Origin of the sequence: Vitiosangium sp. GDMCC 1.1324 (genome assembly GCF_003044305.1) — a bacterium.
GTDB lineage: Bacteria > Myxococcota > Myxococcia > Myxococcales > Myxococcaceae > Archangium.
Genome location: NZ_PZOX01000028.1, coordinates 111,478 through 133,804, shown reverse-complemented (window position 1 = coordinate 133,804; position 22,327 = coordinate 111,478). Strand labels below are relative to the sequence as shown.

The following is a 22,327-nucleotide window of genomic DNA, read 5'->3' as shown; positions in this document are numbered from 1 at the left end:
ACCACGGCTCCAATGGACGCGCATCATTGGAGCCGCCCCATCCATACCTGGAGCTCGCCGAGGAAGTGCGGCGCCTGGGGAGAGTGATGCGTCACTTTCTTCCGCGCGTGGCACCGGGCACGGTACCGGGCCTGGCGGGCCGCATGCTTGAAACGGCCTCGACGACTGCGCTGATACCGGAGACCCGCGGCCCGCAGGCTCGCCCGCCGCGCCCTCTCAGCGCACCCGGATGAGCAGTACCGGTTGCCGCGGTCGCAACGAGAGCAGAGCAGAACAGCGCGCTGACAGTCTCTCCAGGCGCACTTGAAGGAACGCACGGATCTGACGAAGCAGCAGACCCGGGGCGGAACGTCGGTCTCTGGAGAAGACGTTCCCCGTGAATCGCAACTGTCCGGGCAGACCGGGACCTCTAAACCCTTTACAGGGCAGGCAGTGGATCCCGCTCGGTAACCGTTCATGGCTCTGGCTGGTTGGGGGTCACCAAGTGCCATGTGGCTCTTGGTGCCACGCACTCTGCCGAGTCCCTCGGGTCCGTGTTGTGACGGGGCTCACAAGTGAGAAGTGAAGCCCGTCACACGCCCCCTGGATCAGCCCACGAGGATATCGAGCTGCCTGGTCCACGATCGACATGCTCCGCAGAGGGCAGCATGAAGACTGAGCGGACAGCCCGGCTGTGAACGCGTTCCTCCGAGTCCGCCCTTCACCTCAGCGTCCAAGCCCTGGAGAATCCCGCGGTCACTTGAAGAATCTTCAATGAAAGGATTTTGAAGTCCGGCCCGGCACTTCAATTTCCTTGAAGTGGGACGAGGGCCCAACCCCTCGGAATCACTTGGAATAAAGCGGGCACACCGCTTGCCAGAGAGGACCTCCCGAACCCCACCGGGAGCCTCTTCCTTGCGTCGTGTTCCATCGCTGCTCGTCGCCTGCCTGCTGCTCGGAGCCACCGCCGCTCCCGCCCAGCCCTCGCCTTCCTCCCCTGCTCCGGCCGCTCCGGCGCCCGCCTCTTCGCCCGCCTCCCTTTCCCTGGCCTCGCTGCCGGACGAGGACGGCGTGGCCGCGCTGCTGTGGGAGCGCTCGCCCGAGTTCGCCTCCGCCCGGGCCCGCGTGGCCTCCTCGCGCTCGGACCTCGTACGGGCCGGACTGATGCCCAATCCCGAGTTGGACCTCGGCCTCAACACCGTTCCGCTGGGCCCCACCAACCCGCCGGGCCTCAACCGCTGGACGGAGGTGCCCAACTACGGCGTGGGCATCTCCGAGCAGTTCGAACTGGGCAAGCGCGGCCCTCGCAAGGATTCGGCCCGCGCGGCCCTGGCCTCCACGGCGCTCGACGTGCAGGCGAACCTGCGCACGCGCACCTATGACGTGCTGGAGCGCGCGGCCGAGGTCGCCACCGCCGAGGTGCGTGTGGCCGAGCTGGAGAAGCTGGCCGACGACGCCTCGCGGCTGACGGAGCTGCAGCGCGCCCGTGCGCAGCGCGGTGAGACCGCGGGCCTGGACGCGGACCGCTCCGCTCTGGAGGAGGCTCAGCTCCAGGGCCAGCTCGCCGAGGAGCGCAACCACCTGGCCGAGGTACTGCTCACGTGCTCGCAGACGGTGGGCCTCGCCTGCACGCCCTTCGGCAACCGGGAGGCGGCGTCCCAGTTCCTCGCCACGCGCCTGTCGCGTCCGCTCCCGGAGGCCGACGTGCAACAGCGGCCGGACCTGCGCTCTCTGGAGGCGCAGCAGCACAGTGCCCGCTCCGCCTTGAAGCTCGCCCGGCGGCGCTGGATTCCAGACCCCACCCTGCGCGCCGGCTACCTGCGCGACCAATTCGTCGTCTCCGGCAACCAGCTGAACTCGCTGGGCTTCACCCTCACCGTCCCCCTGCCCTTCTTCGACCACGGCCAGGCCGACGCGCTGGCCGCGAGCGCCACGGCCGAGGCCGCCGAGCGCGCCCGTCTCCAGCTCACCGCCCAGGCCGAGCGCGACATGACGTCCCTCTCCGCCCAGCGTCAGGCGGTGGAGGCCCGGCGCGAGCGGGTGCACACCCAGACGTTGCCGCAGGCCTCCAGCCTGGTGCAGCGGCTCGAGGCGGCGGTGAAGGCCGGCGGTGCCTCGATGCTGGATCTGCTCTTCGCCCGCCGCACCTACGGCCAGCTCCTGATGGACGCCGCCGACCTGGACCTCGCCGCCTTCCGCCTCTCGGTGTCGATGGAGCGCGTGCGCGCCACCGGCCCCAAGGCCCCCACCGAGCTGAGCGAGCACTTCTGACCTTCTTCCCTTCTCCGGAGACCCCTACCATGACTGATTCTTCCTCTCGTTCTCCCCGCCGCCCCCTCTGGTTCGCCGCCGCGGGCCTCGGCCTGGGCGCCGCCCTCACCGCGGGCCTGGTGCTCGGGCGTCCCACGCCGGCCGAGGCCGAGCCCGCTCCCGCCACCGACCCTGTCGTGAAGGGCGAGAGCGTGCACCTGCCACCCGAGGGACCGCAGTGGCAGTACATCGAGCTCGCGGTGGCCGCCGAGGCCCCGGCGCTCGCGCCGCTGCCAGCGCCGGGCCGCGTGGACCTGGACGAGCGCCGCACCGCCTCGGTGGGCTCGCCGCTGGCCGGCCGTGTGGACCAGGTGCGTGTGCGCATCGGAGACCGGGTGAAGGCGGGAGACCGGCTCTTCTCCGTGCGCTCCGGCGCCTACGCGGACCTGGACCGGGAGGCGAAGAGCGCCGAGACGGAGGTAGCGGACAAGCAGCGCGTGGCGGAGCGGCTGCGCGAGCTGGTGGGCCTGCAGGCCGCGCCGGAGAAGGACCTGCTGGCCGCCGAGGCCGAGCTGCGCCAGGCGAAGCTGGCCCTGGAGGCCGCCAAGGCCAAGAAGTCCAGCCTGTCGGTGTCCGCCGAGGGCGACAACCTCTTCTGGGTGACGGCGCCGCGGGCGGGCACGGTGGTGGACCTGGACGTGACGGCGAGCCAGGAGGTGACGCCGGATCGGGACAAGCCGCTCGGGCGCATCTCCGACCTGGGCGAGGTGCTGGTCATCGCGGACGTGCAGGAGGCGGACGCCGCGGACCTGCAGGAGGGCCAGACGGCCATCGTGCGCACGCAGTCCGGCGGAGTGCAGCGGACGGGCAAGGTGGAGCGCATCTCCGAGGTGGTGGATCCGCAGCGGCGCACGGTGGAGGTGCGCATCCGGGTGGCCAACGAGGACCGGGCGCTGAGGCCCAACGCCTTCATCGAAGTGACGCCCGAGACGCTCGCCGGGGTGAAGCGGGTGCGCGTGCCAGCCAGCGCGGTGGTCACGGATGGAGCGCGCTCGGTCGTCTTCGTGGCGCGCGATGCGGGCCGGCTGGAGCGCGTGGCGGTGACGACGGGCCGCCGCCGCGACGGAGAGGTGGAGGTGCGCAACGGGCTGGAGGTGGGCAGCCGCTTCGTCGCCCGCGGTGCGCTGCTCCTGGAGAACACAATCGAGCTGGCCAACTAGGCCCACGAGGACACGCTCATGTTCGAGAAGCTCGTCGAATTCAGTCTCAAGAACCGCGCGGCGGTCATCTTCCTGACGATCCTCGCGGCCATCTGGGGATGGATGTCGTTCCGGGATTTGACGGTGGAGGCGTTCCCGGACCCCACCGACACCCAGGTGAACGTCATCACCCTCTACCCTGGCCAGCCCTCTGAAGAGGTGGAGCGGCAGATCGGCCTCCCGCTGGAGCGGGCCCTCAACGGGACGCCGGGACTGGGACGCCTGCGCAACCTGTCCCTGTTCGGCCTGTCCTTCGTCACACTCACCTTCAATGACGGGGTGGACGCGCTCTTCGCTCGCCAGCAGGTGCTCGAGCGCCTGCGCGACGCGGAGCTGCCCGAGGGCGTGACGCCGGAGCTGGGGCCCCTGGCCACGCCGATTGGCGAAATCTACCGCTACAGCCTCAAGGGCGCGAAGGGCGACCCGATGAAGCTGCGCACGCTGCAGGACTGGGTGGTGCGGCCGGGCCTCTTGCGCGTGGACGGCGTGGCGGACGTGGTGAGCTACGGCGGCCTGCTGAAGGAGATCCACGTCCAGCCGGACCCCACGCACCTGGCGGCCTTCGGCCTGACGCTGGAGGACCTGGAGAACGCGCTCAAGGACGGCTCGCTCAACGCGAGCGGCGGCACGCTGGAGCGCGGCAGTGAGCAGTTCGTCATCCGCAGCGAGGGCCTGTTCCACACGCTGGACGACATCCGCGACGTGCGCGTGGCCACGCACGAGGGCACGCCCGTCTTCATCAAGGACGTGGCGGAGGTGACGGAGGGCTGGGCACCGCGCCAGGGCGTGGTGAGCCGCGAGGGTGACAACGACGTGGTGGAGGGCATCGTGCTGATGCGCCGCGGGGAGAACCCGTCGGTGGTGCTGTCCCGGGTGCGAGACGCCATCGGGAGCATCAACGCGCGGCTGGTGCCGGACGGGGCGGAGATCTCCCCCTTCTATGACCGCACGGACCTGGTGAACACCACCCTCAAGACGGTGGGCCACAACCTGCTGGAGGGCGCCATCCTGGTGACGCTGGTGCTCTTCGTCTTCCTGTTGGACCTGAGGGCGGCGCTGGTGGTGGGTTCGCTGATACCGCTGTCGCTGCTCACCTCGTTCATCTACCTGAAGCTGCGAGGCATGTCGGCCAACCTGCTGTCCATGGGCGCGGTGGACTTCGGCGTCATCGTGGACGGAGGCGTGGTCATCATCGAGAGCATCCTGGCGCGCATGTCCAGCCACGGCCACCACGGCCAGGAGCCGGAGACGCCCATGGAGCGCATCAAGAAGGCCACGCAGGCGGTGGTGCGGCCCACGGTGTTCTCGCTACTCATCATCATCGCGGCCTACCTGCCCATCTTCATGCTGCAGCGGGTGGAGGGACGAATCTTCGCCCCCATGGCCAACACGGTGGTGAGCGCGCTGATGGGAGCGCTCATCTTCTCGGTGACGCTCGTGCCGGTGCTGGCCTCGCTCGTGTACCGCAAGCCGATGCAGCACAAGGAGTCGCCGGTGCTGCGCGCGGCGGCGAAGGCCTACGGGCCCGTGCTGCGCTTCTCCTTGAAGAAGCCCTACCTGGTCATCGGGCTGGCCACGGTGGGCCTGCTCATCGCCGGGTGGATGCTGCCGCGCATGGGCAGCGAGTTCCTCCCCCAGCTCAACGAGGGCGGCCTCTACATGACGTTCACCCTGCCCTCCAACGTCTCGCTGTCCGAGGGCCGCAAGCTGGTGCCGCGCATCACCCAGCTCATCCGCCAGGCGCCGCAGGTGGACGCCATCATGAGCCAGCTCGGCCGCCCCGAGGACGGCACGGACGCCACGCTCACCAACAACCTCGAGTTCTTCGTGAAGCTCAAGCCACCCGAGCAGTGGCCGAAGGAGACGCCGGACCTGGCCTCGGTCATCGCCGTGCTGCAGAAGAGCATCGACGAGGTGCCGGGCATCGAGGTGAACTTCAGCCAGCCCATCAGCGACAACGTCAACGAGAGCATCAGCGGCCAGTTCGGCCAGGTGGCGGTGAAGCTCTACGGGGATGACCTGAAGGTGCTGCAGGACCAGGCGGAGAAGGTGAAGAACGTCATCGCCGACGTGCCGGGCGTGGCGGACCTGGGCATCGTGAAGAGCGGCGAGGTGCCGGACATCAAGGTGACGCCGAACCGCGTGGCGCTGGCGCGCTATGGCATGTCGCTGGGCGACTTCCAGCACGTCTTCCAGACGGCGGTGGGCGGCCGTCCGGTGAGCGAGTTCTGGGAGGGTGAGCGGCGCTTCGACGTGGTGATGCGCCTGCCGCTGTCCAGCCGTGACGACGTGGAGAAGCTGGCCAAGCTGCGCGTGCCGGTGGAGGGCGGCGCCACGGTGCCCCTGGAAGCGCTGGCGCGCGTGGAGACGGGCTTCGGCCGCGCCTCCATCAACCGCGAGAACGGCCGGCGCTACATCGGCATCCGCATGAACGTGCGCGGGCGAGACCTGGGCTCGTTCGTCAATGACGCTCGCGCGGCGGTGCAGGAGAAGGCCCCCAGCCCGGCGGGTACCTCCATCGAGTGGGGCGGCGAGTTCGAGAACAAGGAGCGGGCGATGAACCGGCTGCTGACGGTGCTGCCGGTGGCGCTCATCCTGACGCTCATCCTGCTGTTCAAGGCCTTCGACTCGTTCGGCCGCGCGGTCATCACGCTGCTCAACGTGCCCTTCGCTCTCATGGGAGGCGTGTTCGGCCTGTACATCGCGGACATGCCCATCTCGGTGTCGGCGGCGGTGGGCTTCATCGCGCTCATCGGACAGGCGGCGCTCAACGGCGTGCTGGTGATGTCGGCCATCGCCGAGCGGCGCGCGGCGGGCGAGCCCCTGGACGAGGCCATCGAGCGCGGAGCCCAGGAGCGGCTGCGGCCGGTGCTGATGACGGCGGCACTGGCAGCGCTGGGCCTGGTGCCGGCGTGTATGAGCCATGGCATCGGCTCGGAGACGCAGAAGCCGCTGGCGGTGGTCATCGTGGCGGGCACCATTTCCGCGTGCGCGCTGACGCTGGTGCTGCTGCCGGTGATGTACCGCCTGTTCACCCAGTACACCGAGCAGCTCGTGGGCAAGATGCCCGTGCGCCTGCTGAAGGCCGTGCCGTCCGCGGAGAAGCTCCGCAAGACCGGCTCGTGAAGTTGTCGTGAGCAACCACCCCCTCGTCCTTCATGGGGCGAGGGCAGAGGTCGAGAGGGGCGCGTGCCGTGCGCTCTTTCTCCCTCTGGGAGAGGACCGGGTGAGGGTCTTACCCCTCCCCTCATCCCGGTCCTCACTCGGTATCCGGCCCGGATACACCGATGGGGCGTTCAGCTCGACGAAGCCGGAGTCCGTTCAAAGGTTTATCAGGTCGGACGCTTCCAGGACCTCGCCCAGGCTGGCCTTCTGCAACTGGTCCTTGTCCACCGAGAGGAAGATGTCATCACCCTTGATCGCCTCCACGGAGCGGAAGGGGACCCGGTAGTCCCTGGCGTAGAACACGCCCTTCTCCACGACGAAGGCATCCTCCACCAGGCCGATGACCCTGCCCAGCCGGTGCCCGTCCCTGCTCTTCACCTCCATGCCCACCCGTACATCCATCCGCTGCGCCATCGCTCGCTCCTCGATGTCGTGAGAGAACAGAGGCGGCCGGGCCCTCCCGCTCGCCTCCGCGTGGAGGATGGGAATCCAGCCATTCCCTCGCAGGGAGCCCTCGCTCCCTCCCCCGCTCTTCAACCGGGGAACAGGAAGGGAGCAGCGCACCGGGCGCGGCGCCTCACGCCTCGCGAGCGCTCGTGAGGATCGCCTGCGGAATGCGGGTCAGGGGGAGCACCTGATGCACGGCCCCCCGGACGATGGCCGCCCTGGGCATGCCAAAGACGACGCAGCTCGCCTCGTCCTGCGCGAAGGTCATGGCGCCTGACTGCTTCATGGCCAGCAGGCCGTCGGCCCCATCATCCCCCATCCCGGTCATCAGGACACCGAGCGCATTGGGACCCGCCGCCTGTGACACGGAGCGGAAGAGCACATCCACGCTGGGCCGATGCCTGGACACGAGAGGTCCATCCATCACCTCGACCGCGTAATGCGCCCCGCTGCGCACCAGGACGAGGTGGCGATTGCCAGGCGCGATGAGTGCCCGGCCCTCGTTCACCCGGTCACCATTGGCGGCTTCCTTCACCTCGATGCGGCAGAGGCCGTGGAGCCTCTTGGCGAACGCCGCCGTGAATCCCTCCGGCATGTGCTGGACGATGACCATGCCCGGCGCATCCGGGGGCATGGCCTCCAGGAGGAAGCGGAGGGCCTCCGTTCCTCCCGTGGACGCACCCAGGGCCACCACCTTGTCGGAGGTGATGCGCAGCGCGGGCCGAGGCACCGGCCCGAGGGGCTTCGCGACGGGACGGGGCCGCGCGGTCCGCCAGCGCGTCCCCGCCGCGGCGCGAACCGCGTCGATGATGCGGATGGCCGACTCGTGCAGGAAGTCGCGCACCCCCAGCTTCGGCTTGGTCACCACCTCGCTGGCGCCTTCCTCGAGCGCCAGGATGGCCGCCTCCGCGTAGTGGCCGGTGAGTCCCGAGCAGATGACCACCGGGATGGGATCCTCGGCCCGGAGCTTGCGCAGGAAGCTCAGGCCATCCATCCGAGGCATCTCCAGGTCCAGCACGATGACATCCGGCCGCTCCCGTTTGATCTTCTCCTGGGCGATGAGCGGATCCGCGGCCGTGGCCACGCTCATGCCTCCGCTCCGGAGCACCGCCGTGAGCGCCTCCCGGACCACCGCGGAGTCATCCACCACCAGCACATGCAGGGGCCGCTCTTCGGCAGGTAAAGTCATGCTGTTCTCCTCCAGCTACCCGACGGGGGAACCCACACGCTTCGTGCCCTCGGGAGGGGCATACACGCTCTGAGCCTGACGACGAGCGTAGACAGTGGGATGGATACCGCGTACCTCGTCGGTGAAACCACTGAGGCTCTCCGCATGTCCGAGGAAGAACAGTCCCTCGGGGGTGAGGTAGCGCAACAGCTTCTTCAACGTCGCCGCCTTGGACCGGGTGTCGAAGTAGATGAGGACGTTCCGGCAGAAGATGAGCTCGAAAGAGCCGCTGACCGGATAGGCCTCGTCATTGAGGTTGAGACGGTGGAACCTGACCACGGAGCGGAGCGCGGCGCCGGCCTTCATCAGCCCCGCCTGGGAGCGGACCCCCTTGAGCATGAAGGCCTCGAGGTAGCACTTCGGAATCTCCTCGGCCCTCTGGATGGGCCAGAGTCCCGCGCGGGCCTGCTCCAGGACGCGGGAGGAGAGGTCCGTCGCCACGATTTCAATCTCCCACCCCTGTGAGGGGGAACAGTGGTCGAGCAACAACATGGCCAGGGAGTAGGGCTCCTCCCCCGTCGAGCATCCCGCGCTCCAGACGCGGAGCCGCTTGTCCCGCCGTCCCGCGGAGGCCTGCGCGAGCCACCGCGGAATCACCTGTTCCTCGAGCAGCCGGAAGTGGGAGGGCTCGCGGAAGAAGCGGGTCTCATTCGTGCTGATGCAGTCGAGCATCCGCACCCGCTCCTCCTCGTGCTCCTCCTGCGTCACGTACCGGTAGTAGTCCGTGAAGCTCCTGAGACCCAGCTCGCGGAGACGCCGGGTGAGCCGCCCCTCCAGGAGCGCCTTCTTGGCATCCGAGAGATGGATGCCCGCATGGCGGTAGATGAGCTCCTGGAAGAGGGAGAACTCCCGATCGCCGAGCATCGTCTCACCCGCCCGGAGTCCGCGCGGGCTGCTCCACGCCCTCGAGCGCTCCCATGAGCTCCTGCACGACGAGTACGCGGTCCAGGTCCAGCAGCAGGGCGAAGCGCTGGCCCAGCTTCCCGAGCCCCACCAGGTAATCCGCGCGGACCTGGGTGCCGAAGGCGGGAGGAGGCTCGATGTCCTGGGGCGCGAGCGCGAGCACCTGATCGACCGAGTCGACCTTCACGCCCATGACGAGCCGCTCCCCCTCTGCCTTCACCTCCGCGATGACGATGCAGGCACGCTTGTGGACTCCGCTGTCGGGCATGCCCAGCCGCAGCGCCAGGTCGATGACGGGGACCACACTGCCCCGCAGGTTGATGACCCCCCGGACGAAATGCGGCATCCCTGGAACGCGGGTGGGCTGCTCGTACGGGATGATCTCCTTCACCTGGAGGACGCCGATGGCGAACTCCTCACCACTGACATGGAACGTCAGGTACTGCTTCTGCTCGGAAGTGGATGAGCCGGTGTTCATGGTCGGCCTCGGCTAGAACTGCTCGAAGTCCTGCTCGGTTCTGGTTTCAGCGGAACCCGCGCCCTGGCGCTTCGGGACGAAGGGCGCGACGCCTTGTGCCATGACATTGCGCGGGGGCTGGGCGGCGGCATGCCGCACGAAGCCCTGAGCACGAGAGCCATTGCCCTCGTTGCCCACGCGGAAGAAGCCCACCAACTGCTGCAGGGACTCGGCTTGCGAGGCCATCTCCTCGGCGGTGGAGGAGAGCTCCTCGGAGGCGGACGCATTGCGCTGGGTGACCTGATCCACCTGGCTCATGGCCTTGCTGATCTGCGAGACGCCGGAGGACTGTTCGCGCGAGGCCGCCGCCACCTCCTGGACGAGCTCCGCCGTCTTGCGGATGGAGGGAACGAGCTCGTTGAGCAGGTTCCCCGAGCGATCGGCCGTCTTGAGGCTCTCCGTGGCCCGCTCGCTGATCTCATTGGCGGCCGCTTGGCTGCGCTCGGCCAGCTTGCGGATCTCCATGGCCACCACGGCGAAGCCCTTGCCGTGCTCTCCGGCCCGGGCCGCTTCGATGGCGGCGTTCAACGCCAGCAGGTTCGTCTGGTAGGCGATGTCCTCGATGATGGACACCTTCGCGGTGATGGACTTCATCGCATCCACGGTGCCGACCACCGCCTTGCCACTCTCCTCGGCATCCCGGGCGCCCTTCACGGCCATCTGCTCCATCTGCTGGCTGTTCTCGGCGTTCTGGGTGATGGTGGCGCTCATCTGCTCCAGGCTGGAGGTGGTCTCCTCCACGGAAGCCGCCTGCTCGCTCGTACCCTGGGAGAGGCTCTGGGAGGTCGCGGAGACCTGCGCGGACGCGGAGGCCAGGGCGTTGGCCGCGGCGCGCACCTCGCTGATGGTGCGGTAGAGCTTCTCGACCATGGACGAGAACGCCAGGCCGAGCGCGTCCTCCTCCGAGCGGGGCTTGACGTTGACGGTGAGGTCCCCCGAGGCGATCTTGTCCGCGACGGTCGCGATCTCCCGCTGCGTGCGGAGCATGTCGCGCATGGCACTGAGGAGCTGTCCGGGCTCATCCGTGGAGGTCTCCCCGTCGAGCTTCAAGGTGACATTCCCCTCGGAGACCTTGCGGGCCGCATCCACGGCGACCCCCAACGGGCGCGTGATGCTCCGGATGGTGAAGACGCCATAGAAGATGGCCAGCACGACGCCCAGGACGATCACCATGAGGGTCGTGTTGCGCGTCGACTCATAGAGCCGCGCCGCCTCCTGGTACTCCTTCTCCGCGACCTCGAGCTGGATATCGACGAGCTGGTCCAGCACATGGGTCACCGGTTCGATCGCGGGATACATCTCCTCCACGACGAACTTCGTGAGCGCTTCCTGGTTCTCGGCCTTGAGGATCTGCCGGAGCCGCTCCACCGCGGCATCGGCCTTCAAGAACTCGGGCTTGGACTGGGTGTAGAGCCGCTTCTCCTCGTCGATCATCTTGGAGCTCGCGTAGGCCTCCCAGTTCTCCGCGATGAGGCGGGGGGTATCATCCAGGATCCGGCGGGCCTCCGCCCAGCTCATGTTCCCGTTGCGGACCTTGTGGGCGGGATCAATCACCTGCATCGTGTAGAGGTCGGCGACCTCCTTGAGCTGCTTGAGCGGGACGACCTGGTTCACATAGACGCTCTCGAGCCCGGCGCTCGTGGTCTCCATCCCCCTGAGACCGAACATCCCGATCGCGACAAGCAGCGCGGACAACAGGCCCAGCACCAGGAACAGGCGCGTGGCAATCCTCATGTTCTTCAACATCCACTTCTCCTCAACTGCTTGAGTGACCGCGCCCCCTGTAGACGCGGCTGCTTCACGGCACTTCAGGTGGCGTCGAGCGGGTGGCCTCTCGGAGGAGAGCGGCGTCGTCGAGGATCAGCGCGATCCGCCCGTTGCCGAGGATGCTCGCGCCGGAGATGCAGGGGAGGTCCTTGAACAGGGTCCCCAGAGGCTTGATGACCGTCTGGCTCTCACCGTGGAGGGTGTCCACGACCAGGCCCACCTTGCCCTGCTGGTACTGGACGATGACCATGCTCTCGCGCGGCGGGGCCTTCGAGCCATGAGCGAAGAGGTGGCGCAGCCGGAGGAAGGGAATGGGCTCGCCGCGTAGATTCAGCACGCCATCGCGATCCTCGGCCTGTCCCCGCGCGCTCTCGGGCAGCTCGACACACTCGTGGACGGCATCGAGCGGGACGACGTACGTCTCCGAACCAACGCCCACCAGGAACCCATCGATGATGGCGAACGTGAGCGGGAGCCGGAGGGTGACCGTGACACCGCGGCCCTCGCGGCTCTGGACGGTGACCTTGCCCCGCAGGGCCTCCACGTTGCGGCGCACCACGTCCATCCCCACGCCCCGGCCGGACGTGGAGGTCACCTCCTGCGCGGTGGAGAAGCCCGGCGCGAAGATCAGCGAGAAGAGCTCCCCTTCCGAGAGCGTCTCGGGCTCCCGGGAGAGACCGAGCGCGCGGGCGCGCTCGATGATCCGGGCCGTGTCCAGACCCGCCCCGTCATCAATGACCTCGATGAGGATGTTGCCGGAATCATGGGAGGCGCGGAGCTTGAGCTGCGCGAGCTCCGGCTTGCCCCGCTGCCTGCGGACGGCGGGAGATTCGATGCCGTGGTCGATGGCGTTGCGGATCATGTGCATCAGCGGATCGCGCACGTTGTCGACCACCGCGGTGTCCATCTCCACGTCCTCGCCCTCGAAGACGAGCTCGACCTGCTTGTCCTGTTCGGTCGCCAGGTCGCGAACGGTGCGTGCGTAGCTGCGGAAGGTGGGGCCGAGCGGCACCATCCGCACCTTCATGACCAGCTCCTGGAGCTCGCGTAGGAGACGCTCGCTCGCGCGGTTCGCCTCGAGCAGCTCCTCGCGCGATCGCCACCGCTCTCCCTCGAGCATGGCCGTCACGCCGCCCTGGGCGATGGAGAGCTCTCCGATGAGGTCCACCATCCGGTCGAGCTTGTTGATGCCCACGCGGAGGTTCCTGGCCCGCTCCTCCTCGGCCAGGAGCTTGCGGCCGGGCTGTTCGGGGGGAGGGCTCGAGGAGGAGACCTTCGCGCTGGCGGCCGGTTCGCCGTCCGCGGACTCCTTCCGGGCCCACCGGCTCATGAGCTGCATCAGGCTCTGCTGCTCGACTGTCAGCACCACCTGCCCGCCGGAGGACTGGCTCCGCAGCTCCCGCATCGCATCCACGGCCGAGAGCAGGAGTGACACGACCTCCTGCGACACGGCCACCTCCTCCGTGCGCAGGCGTTCGAGGAGATCCTCGACTCCGTGAGCGAACTCCACGAAGGCGGGGAGATCCAGGCACATGGCGTTACCCTTGAGGGTATGCGCCGCGCGGAAGATGGTCTGCAATCGCTCCGGCTGGGCCGGCTGCTGCTCCAGGCCCACCAGCTCCTCTTCCATGAGGGAGAAGAGCTCATCGCACTCGATGAGGAAGGCCTTCAGCAGCGCGTCATGATCGATTTCCATCAGGGTGTGTCTCGGAGGTGGCCAGGACGAGGCCGGCCTGCTTCTCCAGCAGAGCGAAGAGCTCCCGGTCCTGATCTTTCAGCGCTGGCTTCTGCGGCAGCATTCCGAAGATGGCGATGACGCCCCAGATGCGGTTGCAGAAGCGAAGAGGGATGCAGGCGGTCAGGCCCGTCTCGTTCCCGGCGGCCGGGGACCTGGCGCCATCACTCGCGATGAAGAGTTCCCCGGTGAGGGCCGTGTGGCCGATGACACCGGAGCCCAGGGAGAGGCACTGGAATCTCTCCGGCTCGATGCCCATCGAGTATACCAGGGACAACGCCGAGCGCGCCCGATCGAGCTCGAAGATGCCCAGTTCCTCGGAGCCAACGATGTTGTTGATGATCTCCCGGAGGACATCGAACAGTTCCCGCCGGTCGCAGGTCTCGTGGAGCCGGTGGCTGGCCACGCAGAGGTTGATCAGATTCGTCATCTGCGCCTCCGTGTCGGAGAGCTCTGCTCTCAGGGTGGCCACCTGAATTCGCAGGGCCGCGTTCTCCGACCGCAGCTCTCCCAGATTCTTTTCGATGCTCCGGATCATGTGGTGGGCGTGGGTCTCGCGGATGCCGACGTCTACTCGCCGAGGTGGTTGCGCAGCTTCTTCATCAGCTCGCTCTTGTCGAACGGCTTGGTGATGTACTCGGTGCAACCGCTCTCGTAGCCCGCCTGCACGTTGTGCGGCTCGCCACGGGTGGTGACCATGATGATGGGCGTGGATTTCATGTCCGGGTTCGCGCGGATCTGCTTGCACGCCTGGAGGCCATCCATCTGCGGCATCATCACATCCATGAAGATGAGATCGGGCCGCTCACGGAGCGCCAGGTCCACTGCCTCCACACCATTGCGGGCGATCAACAGCTCATAGCTGCCGCCACTCAGCATCATCCGGTGCATGAGGAGGACGGTGTTCGAATCATCCACGAGGAGGATCTTCTTTCGCGTCTTCGTCACGGTTCTCCAGGTTGCGCGAGCCGCTCAATCCGGCTTGCGCACGGTGGGATCCACCCCGCACACCTCGCGCAGCAGTGCGAGGCCCTTGGGGCTCATCCCGAGAAATTGAACTCCCATGCCAATCGGACAGGAGAAGGCCTTCCGGTGAGAATAGGTATTGGCCCAGGCCACCACCCCCGAGCCCAGCAGCTCCGTGCGCAGGGTGGTCAGGTGGATCTTCAACTCCACGGCGGACCCCGGACGCGCCGGCACGAGCGTGCGCAGGAAGATGCCCCCGGGGCTGAGGTCATAGGAGAAGCAGGAGTTCCAACTGCCGAAGAGGTTGCCCGCCTCGCGGTACTCGACGGGGCAGAAGAAGGGCACCCGCGCCTCGGGCTGGAGGGAGTTGCTGGCCTTGGAGAACCAGGCGTTGGCCTTCTGGACGATGTGCTCGGGATGGACCTGGGCCATGTCGAAGCCGGCCACCAACGTCCCGCCGGGGGCCGGGTCGAGCGGACCGGGCCCCCCGGGGCACATGAGGAACCAGCGCGACCCCAGACGTATCCCCCGAGGCGGCTCCAAGGAGAGGAGTTTCTGGAACACCCGGGTGAGCTCCTCGCGGGACCCGGCGCAGAGGATGTGCAGGTCGATGCCCGGCTCGCCCCTCGGCGCGAGCTCATCGTCGATCGAGCTGTAGCGCACGTGGTAGCCGCTGTACTCGAGCAGCTCTCCCGTGCGCAGGGCGAAGCTCTGCCGCCCATGCACGAGGGAGACGGTTTTGGGACCCAGGCGTCCGATGAGGCTGGAGGTGAGGGGCGTGGAGACGGACGTCGCCTCGAGACGCGACTGGAGCTGGTGGGACCGCAGCGGCTTGAGCAGGTAGTCATCCGCTCCCACCTGGCTGAGGCTCTCGATGAACTCGGTCGGCGTCTCCAGGGTGGCCAGGAGGACGAGGGGTGCCCCCGCTATCTGCCGCAACTCCTGGAGCTGGAGGAGGGTCCGCTCATCGGCCGGCATGAAGGAGGAGCAGTCGAACACGAGCATGGCCGGACGAGCCCTGCTCACCTGGGCCCGCGCCTCGGCGAGATCACTGACGGCGACGCACTCACAGCGCGCAGCCTGGATCGCCTGGACGGTCAGCATCCGGAAAGGACTCGCGCCCTCGATGAGGATGACTTCGCCGCTCCTGCTCATGGCCCGTATCGGCCCCTATTCATGGCCTCGCCCGAAGGGAATCACCCTGAGTCTACGCCGAGTCCACACCCAGACCGAGGCAGCTCCCCCAAGGAGTCACGACATTCCGCCGGACTGATGGCAGGCTTCCTTTTCGATGTCAAACCACCGACGCTCGACAGAAAGACATACGAGGAAGCAATACCATCCAGGGCACGGCCCGTCTGTCTGGCATTGGGACGATCCTCGGCAAGAGCCCGCCCCTGTTCTCCAGGTGGGCGCTGCACGCGCTCGCCCGGGCGGCCGCTCCTCGATGTGGTCGGTATGACCGGACACCAAGGAGCGGAGCGTCTGCAGCCTCCGGGTCGCGGTGGTGGGGTCTGGGTCTACACGGACAGCCTACCGCGAGCTCCCCTCGCCACCACCAGGCCCCCCCGGGCCACCGGGTCCGGCGAGTGTCGTAGCCGGCGCGGGTCCTCCGGGCCCTCCAGGTCCAGCGAGCGTCACACTCGGCGCGGGTCCTCCGGGCACTCCGGGTCCACCGGGCCCAGCGAGCGTCACACTCGGCGCAGGTCCACCGGGTCCACCGGGTCCGGCGAGCATTACATTCGGCGCGGGTCCTCCGGGTCCCCCAGGCCCGATGAGCCCCGGTAGAGAAATGGAGAGCGGCGCCGCCTGCTGAGGGCCCCCCATGTAGATGTTGATGACCAGCGACTGGGGCGCGGGCGGTGCGGCCTGCGCGGCCGTGGGCGCTATCGCGAGTGTGCTCAGGGGCACCTCGGTCAGGTCTCCCGCTTCACCCAGGCGCTCCAACTTCACGGCCGCCCCCGTCGCCGGGTCGACCGTCAGCAGGTATCTCATCTGCTTCGACATCACCCCTCCTTCTTCGTTGTCAGTGGGCTCTCGCGAGCCGCTCGGTCCTCAGTCCTTCCGGAAGCATCGCCAGTGTCACCAGCAGCGAGCCCAGGTGGGCGATGATGCCCCGTTCGAGCAGCCGGGCCAGCTCCCGCTCCAGTGCCTCGGGAGCCGGAGCCCCGGTGTCCTCGGCCGCCATCCGCAGCGCCTGCTCGCGCGAGGTGGGTGCGTCACACGCCAGCAGCAGCGACACCGTGGCCTGGGCCAGACGCTCGCTGGAGGGTGTGACGTTGAAGCGGCTGTCGACGAGGACGAAGCCTCCCTGCCAATGTGGCTTCACGCAGAGCTCGCCGTTCTCGCGCCGCCGGTGGCGCTCCTGCCACTGGAGGATGAAGGACTGGAGCGTCGCACCCCGCGTGAGCACCTCGTCGAAGCGCGGGTGCTCGTAGTCGAAGTAGTAGGCCAGCTCGTGGAGCGTCTCCTCCGGGAAGGGGAAGACGTGCCGGTAGGCGGGCATGGGCGAGATGCGGGTGAAGCCCTGCTCCCGCCAGCCCGAGTGGTTGGGACTGAAGCGGTCCATGCGGATGGGCGAGCAGATGTCCGGTGGCCGCAGGTGCGCCAGCTTCTGGAGCAGGGAGAGCGTCCGCGCGTAGTCGTCCGGGTCCTCGCGGGGGAAGCCGTAGATGACGTTCCAGAGCGAGTCCACGCCCAACTCCTGGCACCAGCGCAGCAGCGCCACGTTCTGCGCGCCCGACACACCCTTGCGCATCACCTTGAGCGTCCCGTCCGCCAGCGTCTCCACACCGGCCTGCACGCGGGTGATGCCCGCCTCACGCAGCAGACGCACCTGGCGGCGTTTGAGATTGGATTTGATCTCGAAGAACTTCTCCGTGCGCTCGGGCTGGCCCGCCCAGTGGGGGAGCAGTTCCTTGAAGTAGTCCATCGCCAGGATGTTGTCGGCGTACTGCACCGGCGCGGCTCCGTGGCGCTGGCCCACCTCCTCCAGCTCGTCCACCACGCGCCGCCAGCTCTTGCGGCGGAAGGTCATCGCCTCGCCATTGAGGCCGCAGAAGGTGCAGTGGGAGTGCTCGCCCCACCAGCAGCCCCGCGAGGCCTCCAGGGGCAGCCACATCCCGGCCATCAGCTCGGGCGCGCTCGTGCGCACCAGGCGGAAGAAGTCCTCGTAGTCCGGCGTGGGCAGGCCGTCGAGGTTGGCGTAGCCCGGCTCCTTGCGCCGGGGAGACTCGCGCACCGCCCCGCCCTCCCGGTAGAGGAAGCCCGGGGGCACCTCCTCACGGCCATCCCGCAGGTGCTCGCAGAGCTGGGGGAAGGAGACATCCGCCTCGCCCGTGGCCACGTAGTCGAGGAACCCGAAGCGCTCCATGTACTGCCGGCCCATGGCCGCCTCGAAGTTGGCGCCGCCTGCCACCAGCTTCACCCGGGGGTAGCGCTCGCGAATCATCCGCGCGAGGCACAGCGAGGGCATCGTCTGCTCGAAGGTGCTGGTGAAGCCCACCAGGTCGTACTGGCCCCAATCGCAGGACTCGAAGGCGACGCGCAGGAACGCCGGCGCCACCTCCTCCAGCGCCCACACGTGCTCGCGCTGGGCGAGCGGCATTCCCCACACCGGGTGATCCAGCACCTCGCGCGCGTAGGCCTCGCGTGCGCCCTCGCGGCGTCCGTGGAAGGCCTGCGCGAAGGCCCACTCCCCTGCCAGCGCCGTCATGGGCGCCTCATGGCAGAAGAAGCGATAGGAGCCAGCCCCCAGCATCTTCCAGAGGGTGACGTTGAAGTATTTGGTGTGGCACTCGAGGCCCCGCGCCTTCAGCGAGGCCTGCAGCAGCCCCGCGGCGAGGCTCGGGCGGTGGACCGCCGCTAGTGGCATCACGACCAGGGCGACCTTCATGGACCGCGAAGCATAGGGGCGCCTTTCTGGGCCGGCCAATGCGTGGCGATACGTATGGCATCTCCTCCCAAGCATCTGCTCACGCCCGGGGCCCCACCGACTCGATGCGCACGGGCGCGGGCGTGCGTACTCCGCGTGCGCATGACCTGTTGAGGCCAGTCCTCTCCAGTCCATCCGCAGTGGAATTCCACCCAGACCGTTCCCGCCCCGTGTAGGGATTTGGCTCCCCATCTCCGAAGTGACCTGGCGGACTCCTCTGGATGGCGCGTGTGGCACAATCCGCCGCGACTCGGCGTCCGGAAGGGTTCCGATGACCCAATCTGGCAGCGAGCGGCTCTTCGTGGGCCGCTACAAGCTCCTGCGGTCCATCGCTCTGGCAGGGCGAGACGAGACGTTCGAGGCGCTCGATGTGCAGCGCGAGCAGCGCGTCGCATTGAAGATCGTCCGCACGAGCGCCATGTACCCGGAGGCGATGGAGCGCATCGAGCGCGAGCTGCACCGGGCTCGAGACGTGGTGAATCCTCACGTGCAGCGCATCCTGGACGTGGGCCGCCATGCCGAGGACGCCTCCGGAGTGGAGCTGCCCTTCCTGGCCACGGAGCTGCTCGAGGGCGAGAACCTGGAACAACGGCTGTGCCAGCAAGGCCCGCTGACGCCCCAGGAGGCCCTCCCGCTGGCGCGGCAGATCTGCGAGGGACTGGCCGCGCTGCACGACGCGGGTCTCGTTCACGGCGACTTCCGGAGCGCCCGGGTGATGCTCGTCCCAGGGCCGGAGGGACCGCGCGCCGTGCTCGTCGACCCCATGTGGGCGTGGGATGCCGGGAACCCACCGGTCACGGCCCCGCATCTGGCGCCCGAGCGGCGCCAGGGCTCCGCTCCCACGACCGCGTCGGACCTCTACTCCCTGGGGCTCGTCCTGCTCGAGCTGCTCGCGGGTGCCCTGTCCTCTCCGGACTCCGAGGCGGTGGCCCTGTTCGAGCTGCTGCGCCGCGGCACGCTCACTCCCGCGGCGGGCCTGGGACTGCCCCACCGCTGGGAGGTGGTGATCCGCCGTTGTCTGGATCCGCTTCCGCGCAAGCGCTTCACCAGCGCCCGCGAGGTGGTCCGCACGCTCGTGCAGCCCAGCCGCGTGCTCCTTCCACTCGACGAGCCGAGCGTCGCCATCCGCACCGTGCTGCTGGTGGACCTCGTCGAGAGCACCCGGCTCGTCGAGACCCTGGGGGATGCCCGCGCCGCCGACCTCTTCGCCCGTCACGACCAGCTCGCCCGCGAGCTGCTGCACCACCACGGCGGGCAGGAGATCGACAAGACCGACGGCTTCCTGTTGCTCTTCGAGCGACCGGTGGATGCCACCCGCTACGCGCTCGCCTATCACGAGCGGCTCGCCCTGCTGTCGCGGGAGGGGGTGCGGCTCGAGGCCCGGGCAGGCATCCACCTGGGTGAGGTGGTGCTGCGCGAGAACCCTCCCCACCTGGTGGCCCGGGGCGCCAAACCCGTGGACGTGGAGGGGCTCACCAAGCTGATCGCCGCCCGCATCATGCCGCTCGCGCTGGCCGGGCAGACGCTGATGACGCGCGCCGCCTTCGACATGGCCCGCCGCGCCTTCGTGGGCACGCTCGGGGAGGGGCCCGAGCTGGCCTGGCGTGCCCATGGTTTCTACCTGCTGGCCGGGGTGGAGGAGCCCGTGGAGGTGTGCGAGGTGGGCCTGCCGGGCAAATCGCCGCTGGTGCCGCCCATGGACACGGCCAAGGCCCGGCGCGTCACCCTCTCCAGCCAGTCGATGCCCTCCATCCCCGCGGTGCCCGGACCCAAACGGGGCCAGCGGCTGCGAGCGGTGCTGCTCGCGCTGTGCGCGCTGGTGCTCGCGGCAGGGGCCGGCTACTGGGCACGGTGGGAGCTCCCAACGTCTTCGACTCCGGAGTCCCGGCAGGTGAAGCCGCGCCGCTCGGTGGCGGTGCTCGGATTCAAGAACCTGTCCGGACGGCAGGAAGCGGCGTGGCTGTCCACGGCCTTCTCCGAGATGCTCACCGCCGAGCTCGCCGCGGGAGAGGACCTACGCATGGTGGCGGGCGAGACCGTCGTCCGGATGAAGCGCGAGCTGTCCCTGGCCGACAGCGACAGTCTGGCGCCGGACACGCTCTCGCGCATCCGCACGCACCTGGGCGCGGACTTCGTGGTGCTCGGCTCGTACCTGGCGCTGCCCGAGGAGACGGGAGGCCAGCTCAGCCTCCAGTTGCGGCTGCAGGACGCCACCACGGGTGAGGAGGTGGCCATCCTCAAGGAGACCGGCACGCAGGCTGGCATCCTCGAGCTCGTCGCGCGCATGGGCGATCGGCTCCGAGGCAGGCTCGTCACGCATGGCATGGCGGAAGCGGACGCCGGGCGCACCACGGCGGCGCTGCCCGCCAACGCGAAAGCACTCCGGCTCTACGCCGAGGGCCTCGCCCGGCTGCGCGCCTATGAGCCGCTCGCGGCCCGCGACTTCTTCACGCAGGCCATCGACGCGGATCCCCGCTTCGCCCTGGCCCACTCCGCGCTGGCGGAGACGTGGGCGGTGCTCGGCTACGACACACGTGCCCTCGAGGAGGCCCGCAGGGCGCTCGCGCTCGCGGAGGGGTTGAGCCGCGAGGAACGGCTGCTGGTGGAGGGCCGCGTCCACGAGATGGAGAAGGACTGGGCGAAGACGGTGGAGGGCTACCGCACCCTCTCCAGCCTCTTTCCCGACAACCTCGACTATGGCCTGCGGCTCGCGAGTGCCCAATCCGCCGGGGGCCAGGGACGCGATGCGCTCTCCACGCTCGCGGCGCTGCGCCGCATGGCCCCGCCGGCCTCGGAGGACGAGCGGATCGATCTCACCGAGGCCCAGGTGCGGCACAGCCTCTCCGACTACAAGAGCGTGCTGCCGCTGGCGGCCCGAGCGGTGGAGAAGGGCACGGCGCGCGGCTCTCGCCTGCTGGTGGGGAGGGCCCGTCTGGCCCAGTGCAACGCGCTCCTGCGCCTGGGAAACCACAAGGAGGCAAGTGCCGCCTGCCAGGAGGCGCGCCGCATCTTCATCGAGGCCGGAGACCCCGGCTCGGAGGGGCAGACGCTCAACCGCCTGGCCAACGTCGCCTACGAGGAGGGCGACTACGAGGAGGCCAAGCGCGTCTTCCACGAGGCGCTGCGCATCTTGAAGGAGATCAACCATCGGGGAGGCGTGGCGGTGGTGATGCAGAACATCGCCGACACCCTCCTCATGCAGGGCGAGCTGGCGCAGGCGGAGCCGCTCTTCGAGGAGGCGCTGGCGCTCGAGCAGGAGATCAACGACCGGCGCAACGAGGGGCTGACGAGGACCAACCTCGCCCAACTGCGGCTGATGCGTGGGGAGCTGACCCGGGCGCGTCCGCCAGGCGAGGAGGGAGTGCGCCTGAGCCGGGAGACGGGCTACCGGTACGCCCTCATCATGGGGCTGTGGACGCTGGGCAACGTCGCGCTGGAGGAGGGAAACCCGGCCCAGGCGCGGCAGCACTACGCGGAGGGGCTCGCGCTGTCGGGGCAGACGCAGGACCACCGCTATGCCGCCTACCACCTCCATGGCTCGGGGACGGTGGCGCTGCTGGAGGGAGACCTCGAGCAGGCGCGCACCCAGTACGAGGAGGCACTGCGCCTGCGCCAGAAGCTGGAGGGCCGCAGCGAGGTGGCCGAGACGCAGGTGGCCCTCGGGCTGCTCGCGGTGGAGGAGGGCAGACCGGAGAGAGGGCTCGAGCCGCTGCGCGCGGCGGTGGAGACGCTGCACGGGTTGAAGCTGCCGGACGGAGAGGCCCAGGCCCACACCGCGCTGGCGCTGGTGGAGCTGGCGCGGCAACAGCCCCTGCAGGCCCACGCGGCGAGTGCCCGGGCGGAAGTGCTCGCGGCCCGGAGTCAGAATGCCCGGACGCGGCTCGGCTCATCACTGGTGGCGGCGCGGGTGCTCACCGCGAAGGGCAGGCCGAGCGAGGCAGCGAAGCGGCTGGAGGCGGTGCTGGCCGAGACGCGCCGCAAGGGGCTCGTCCTGCTGGAGTACGAGGCGAGGCTGGCGCTCGCGGAGGCGGAACTGGCCCAGGGCCGGCGCCCCCTGGCCTCGCAGCGGCTGCAGGCACTGCGAACGGAGGCCCAGGCCCGGGGGTTGGCGGGCTTCGTGCGCAAGGCCGACGTCCTCAGTGGCTCGGTCCCCTGAGGGGGAGCTCGAGCTGCTGGC

General features: G+C 68.8%; 15 protein-coding genes. 4 read left to right on the top strand and 11 right to left on the bottom strand.

The features are described 5' to 3' along the window. The first annotated feature begins 894 nt into the window (after positions 1–894). From DAT35_RS49810 to DAT35_RS49800, 3 genes are read left to right on the top strand one after another with little or no spacing between them, the layout of a single operon-like run. Entirely contained in the window at positions 895–2,250 is a 1,356-nt protein-coding gene (locus tag DAT35_RS49810; protein ID WP_108076434.1) for a TolC family protein, read from the top strand. A 29-nt stretch (positions 2,251–2,279) separates the two neighbouring features. Beyond that, positions 2,280–3,449, top strand: coding sequence for an efflux RND transporter periplasmic adaptor subunit (locus DAT35_RS49805; protein ID WP_108076432.1), 1,170 nt, complete (start codon positions 2,280–2,282; stop codon positions 3,447–3,449). An 18-nt stretch (positions 3,450–3,467) separates the two neighbouring features. Further along, positions 3,468–6,614: an efflux RND transporter permease subunit gene (locus tag DAT35_RS49800; protein WP_108076430.1), complete on the top strand. Its 3,147-nt coding sequence runs from the start codon at positions 3,468–3,470 to the stop codon at positions 6,612–6,614. A gap of 195 nt (positions 6,615–6,809) precedes the next feature. Here DAT35_RS49800 and DAT35_RS49795 read toward each other — a convergent pair whose 3' ends face one another. The 11 genes from DAT35_RS49795 to DAT35_RS49745 form a co-directional block, all read right to left on the bottom strand. Continuing rightward, positions 6,810–7,067: a hypothetical protein gene (locus DAT35_RS49795; RefSeq protein WP_146210206.1), complete on the bottom strand. Its 258-nt coding sequence runs from the start codon at positions 7,065–7,067 to the stop codon at positions 6,810–6,812. Positions 7,068–7,230: 163 nt separating this feature from the next. Continuing rightward, positions 7,231–8,289, bottom strand: coding sequence for a chemotaxis response regulator protein-glutamate methylesterase (locus tag DAT35_RS49790; RefSeq protein ID WP_108076427.1), 1,059 nt, complete (start codon positions 8,287–8,289; stop codon positions 7,231–7,233). A gap of 15 nt (positions 8,290–8,304) precedes the next feature. Further along, positions 8,305–9,192: a protein-glutamate O-methyltransferase CheR gene (locus tag DAT35_RS49785; RefSeq protein ID WP_108076425.1), complete on the bottom strand. Its 888-nt coding sequence runs from the start codon at positions 9,190–9,192 to the stop codon at positions 8,305–8,307. A gap of 4 nt (positions 9,193–9,196) precedes the next feature. Further along, complete coding sequence (locus tag DAT35_RS49780; protein ID WP_108076422.1) at positions 9,197–9,709, bottom strand: chemotaxis protein CheW; 513 nt, start codon at positions 9,707–9,709, stop codon at positions 9,197–9,199. 12 nt (positions 9,710–9,721) lie between these two features. Next, complete coding sequence (locus DAT35_RS49775) at positions 9,722–11,494, bottom strand: methyl-accepting chemotaxis protein (RefSeq protein ID WP_108076421.1); 1,773 nt, start codon at positions 11,492–11,494, stop codon at positions 9,722–9,724. 52 nt (positions 11,495–11,546) lie between these two features. Beyond that, the gene (locus tag DAT35_RS49770; RefSeq protein WP_108076419.1) at positions 11,547–13,211 is read right to left on the bottom strand and encodes a chemotaxis protein CheA; all 1,665 of its coding nucleotides are present in this window, start codon (positions 13,209–13,211) and stop codon (positions 11,547–11,549) included. Further along, positions 13,195–13,788 (bottom strand): GAF domain-containing protein, encoded by a 594-nt coding sequence (locus tag DAT35_RS49765; RefSeq protein WP_108076418.1) that lies wholly within the window; start codon positions 13,786–13,788, stop codon positions 13,195–13,197. The genes DAT35_RS49770 and DAT35_RS49765 overlap by 17 nt, the downstream gene beginning before the upstream one ends. A gap of 32 nt (positions 13,789–13,820) precedes the next feature. After that, on the bottom strand, positions 13,821–14,198 hold the full coding sequence (locus DAT35_RS49760; protein ID WP_108076417.1) for a response regulator: 378 nt from the start codon (positions 14,196–14,198) through the stop codon (positions 13,821–13,823). A gap of 24 nt (positions 14,199–14,222) precedes the next feature. Then, on the bottom strand, positions 14,223–15,371 hold the full coding sequence (locus DAT35_RS49755; protein WP_108076416.1) for a response regulator: 1,149 nt from the start codon (positions 15,369–15,371) through the stop codon (positions 14,223–14,225). 378 nt (positions 15,372–15,749) lie between these two features. After that, on the bottom strand, positions 15,750–16,223 hold the full coding sequence (locus tag DAT35_RS60280) for a hypothetical protein (protein WP_199243247.1): 474 nt from the start codon (positions 16,221–16,223) through the stop codon (positions 15,750–15,752). A 19-nt stretch (positions 16,224–16,242) separates the two neighbouring features. Beyond that, the gene (locus DAT35_RS49745; RefSeq protein WP_158502208.1) at positions 16,243–18,111 is read right to left on the bottom strand and encodes a RiPP maturation radical SAM C-methyltransferase; all 1,869 of its coding nucleotides are present in this window, start codon (positions 18,109–18,111) and stop codon (positions 16,243–16,245) included. 310 nt (positions 18,112–18,421) lie between these two features. On the opposite strand from DAT35_RS49745, the gene DAT35_RS49740 reads away from it, so the two are divergent. Beyond that, on the top strand, positions 18,422–22,306 hold the full coding sequence (locus tag DAT35_RS49740) for a tetratricopeptide repeat protein (RefSeq protein WP_108076414.1): 3,885 nt from the start codon (positions 18,422–18,424) through the stop codon (positions 22,304–22,306). The last annotated feature ends 21 nt before the right edge of the window (positions 22,307–22,327 follow it).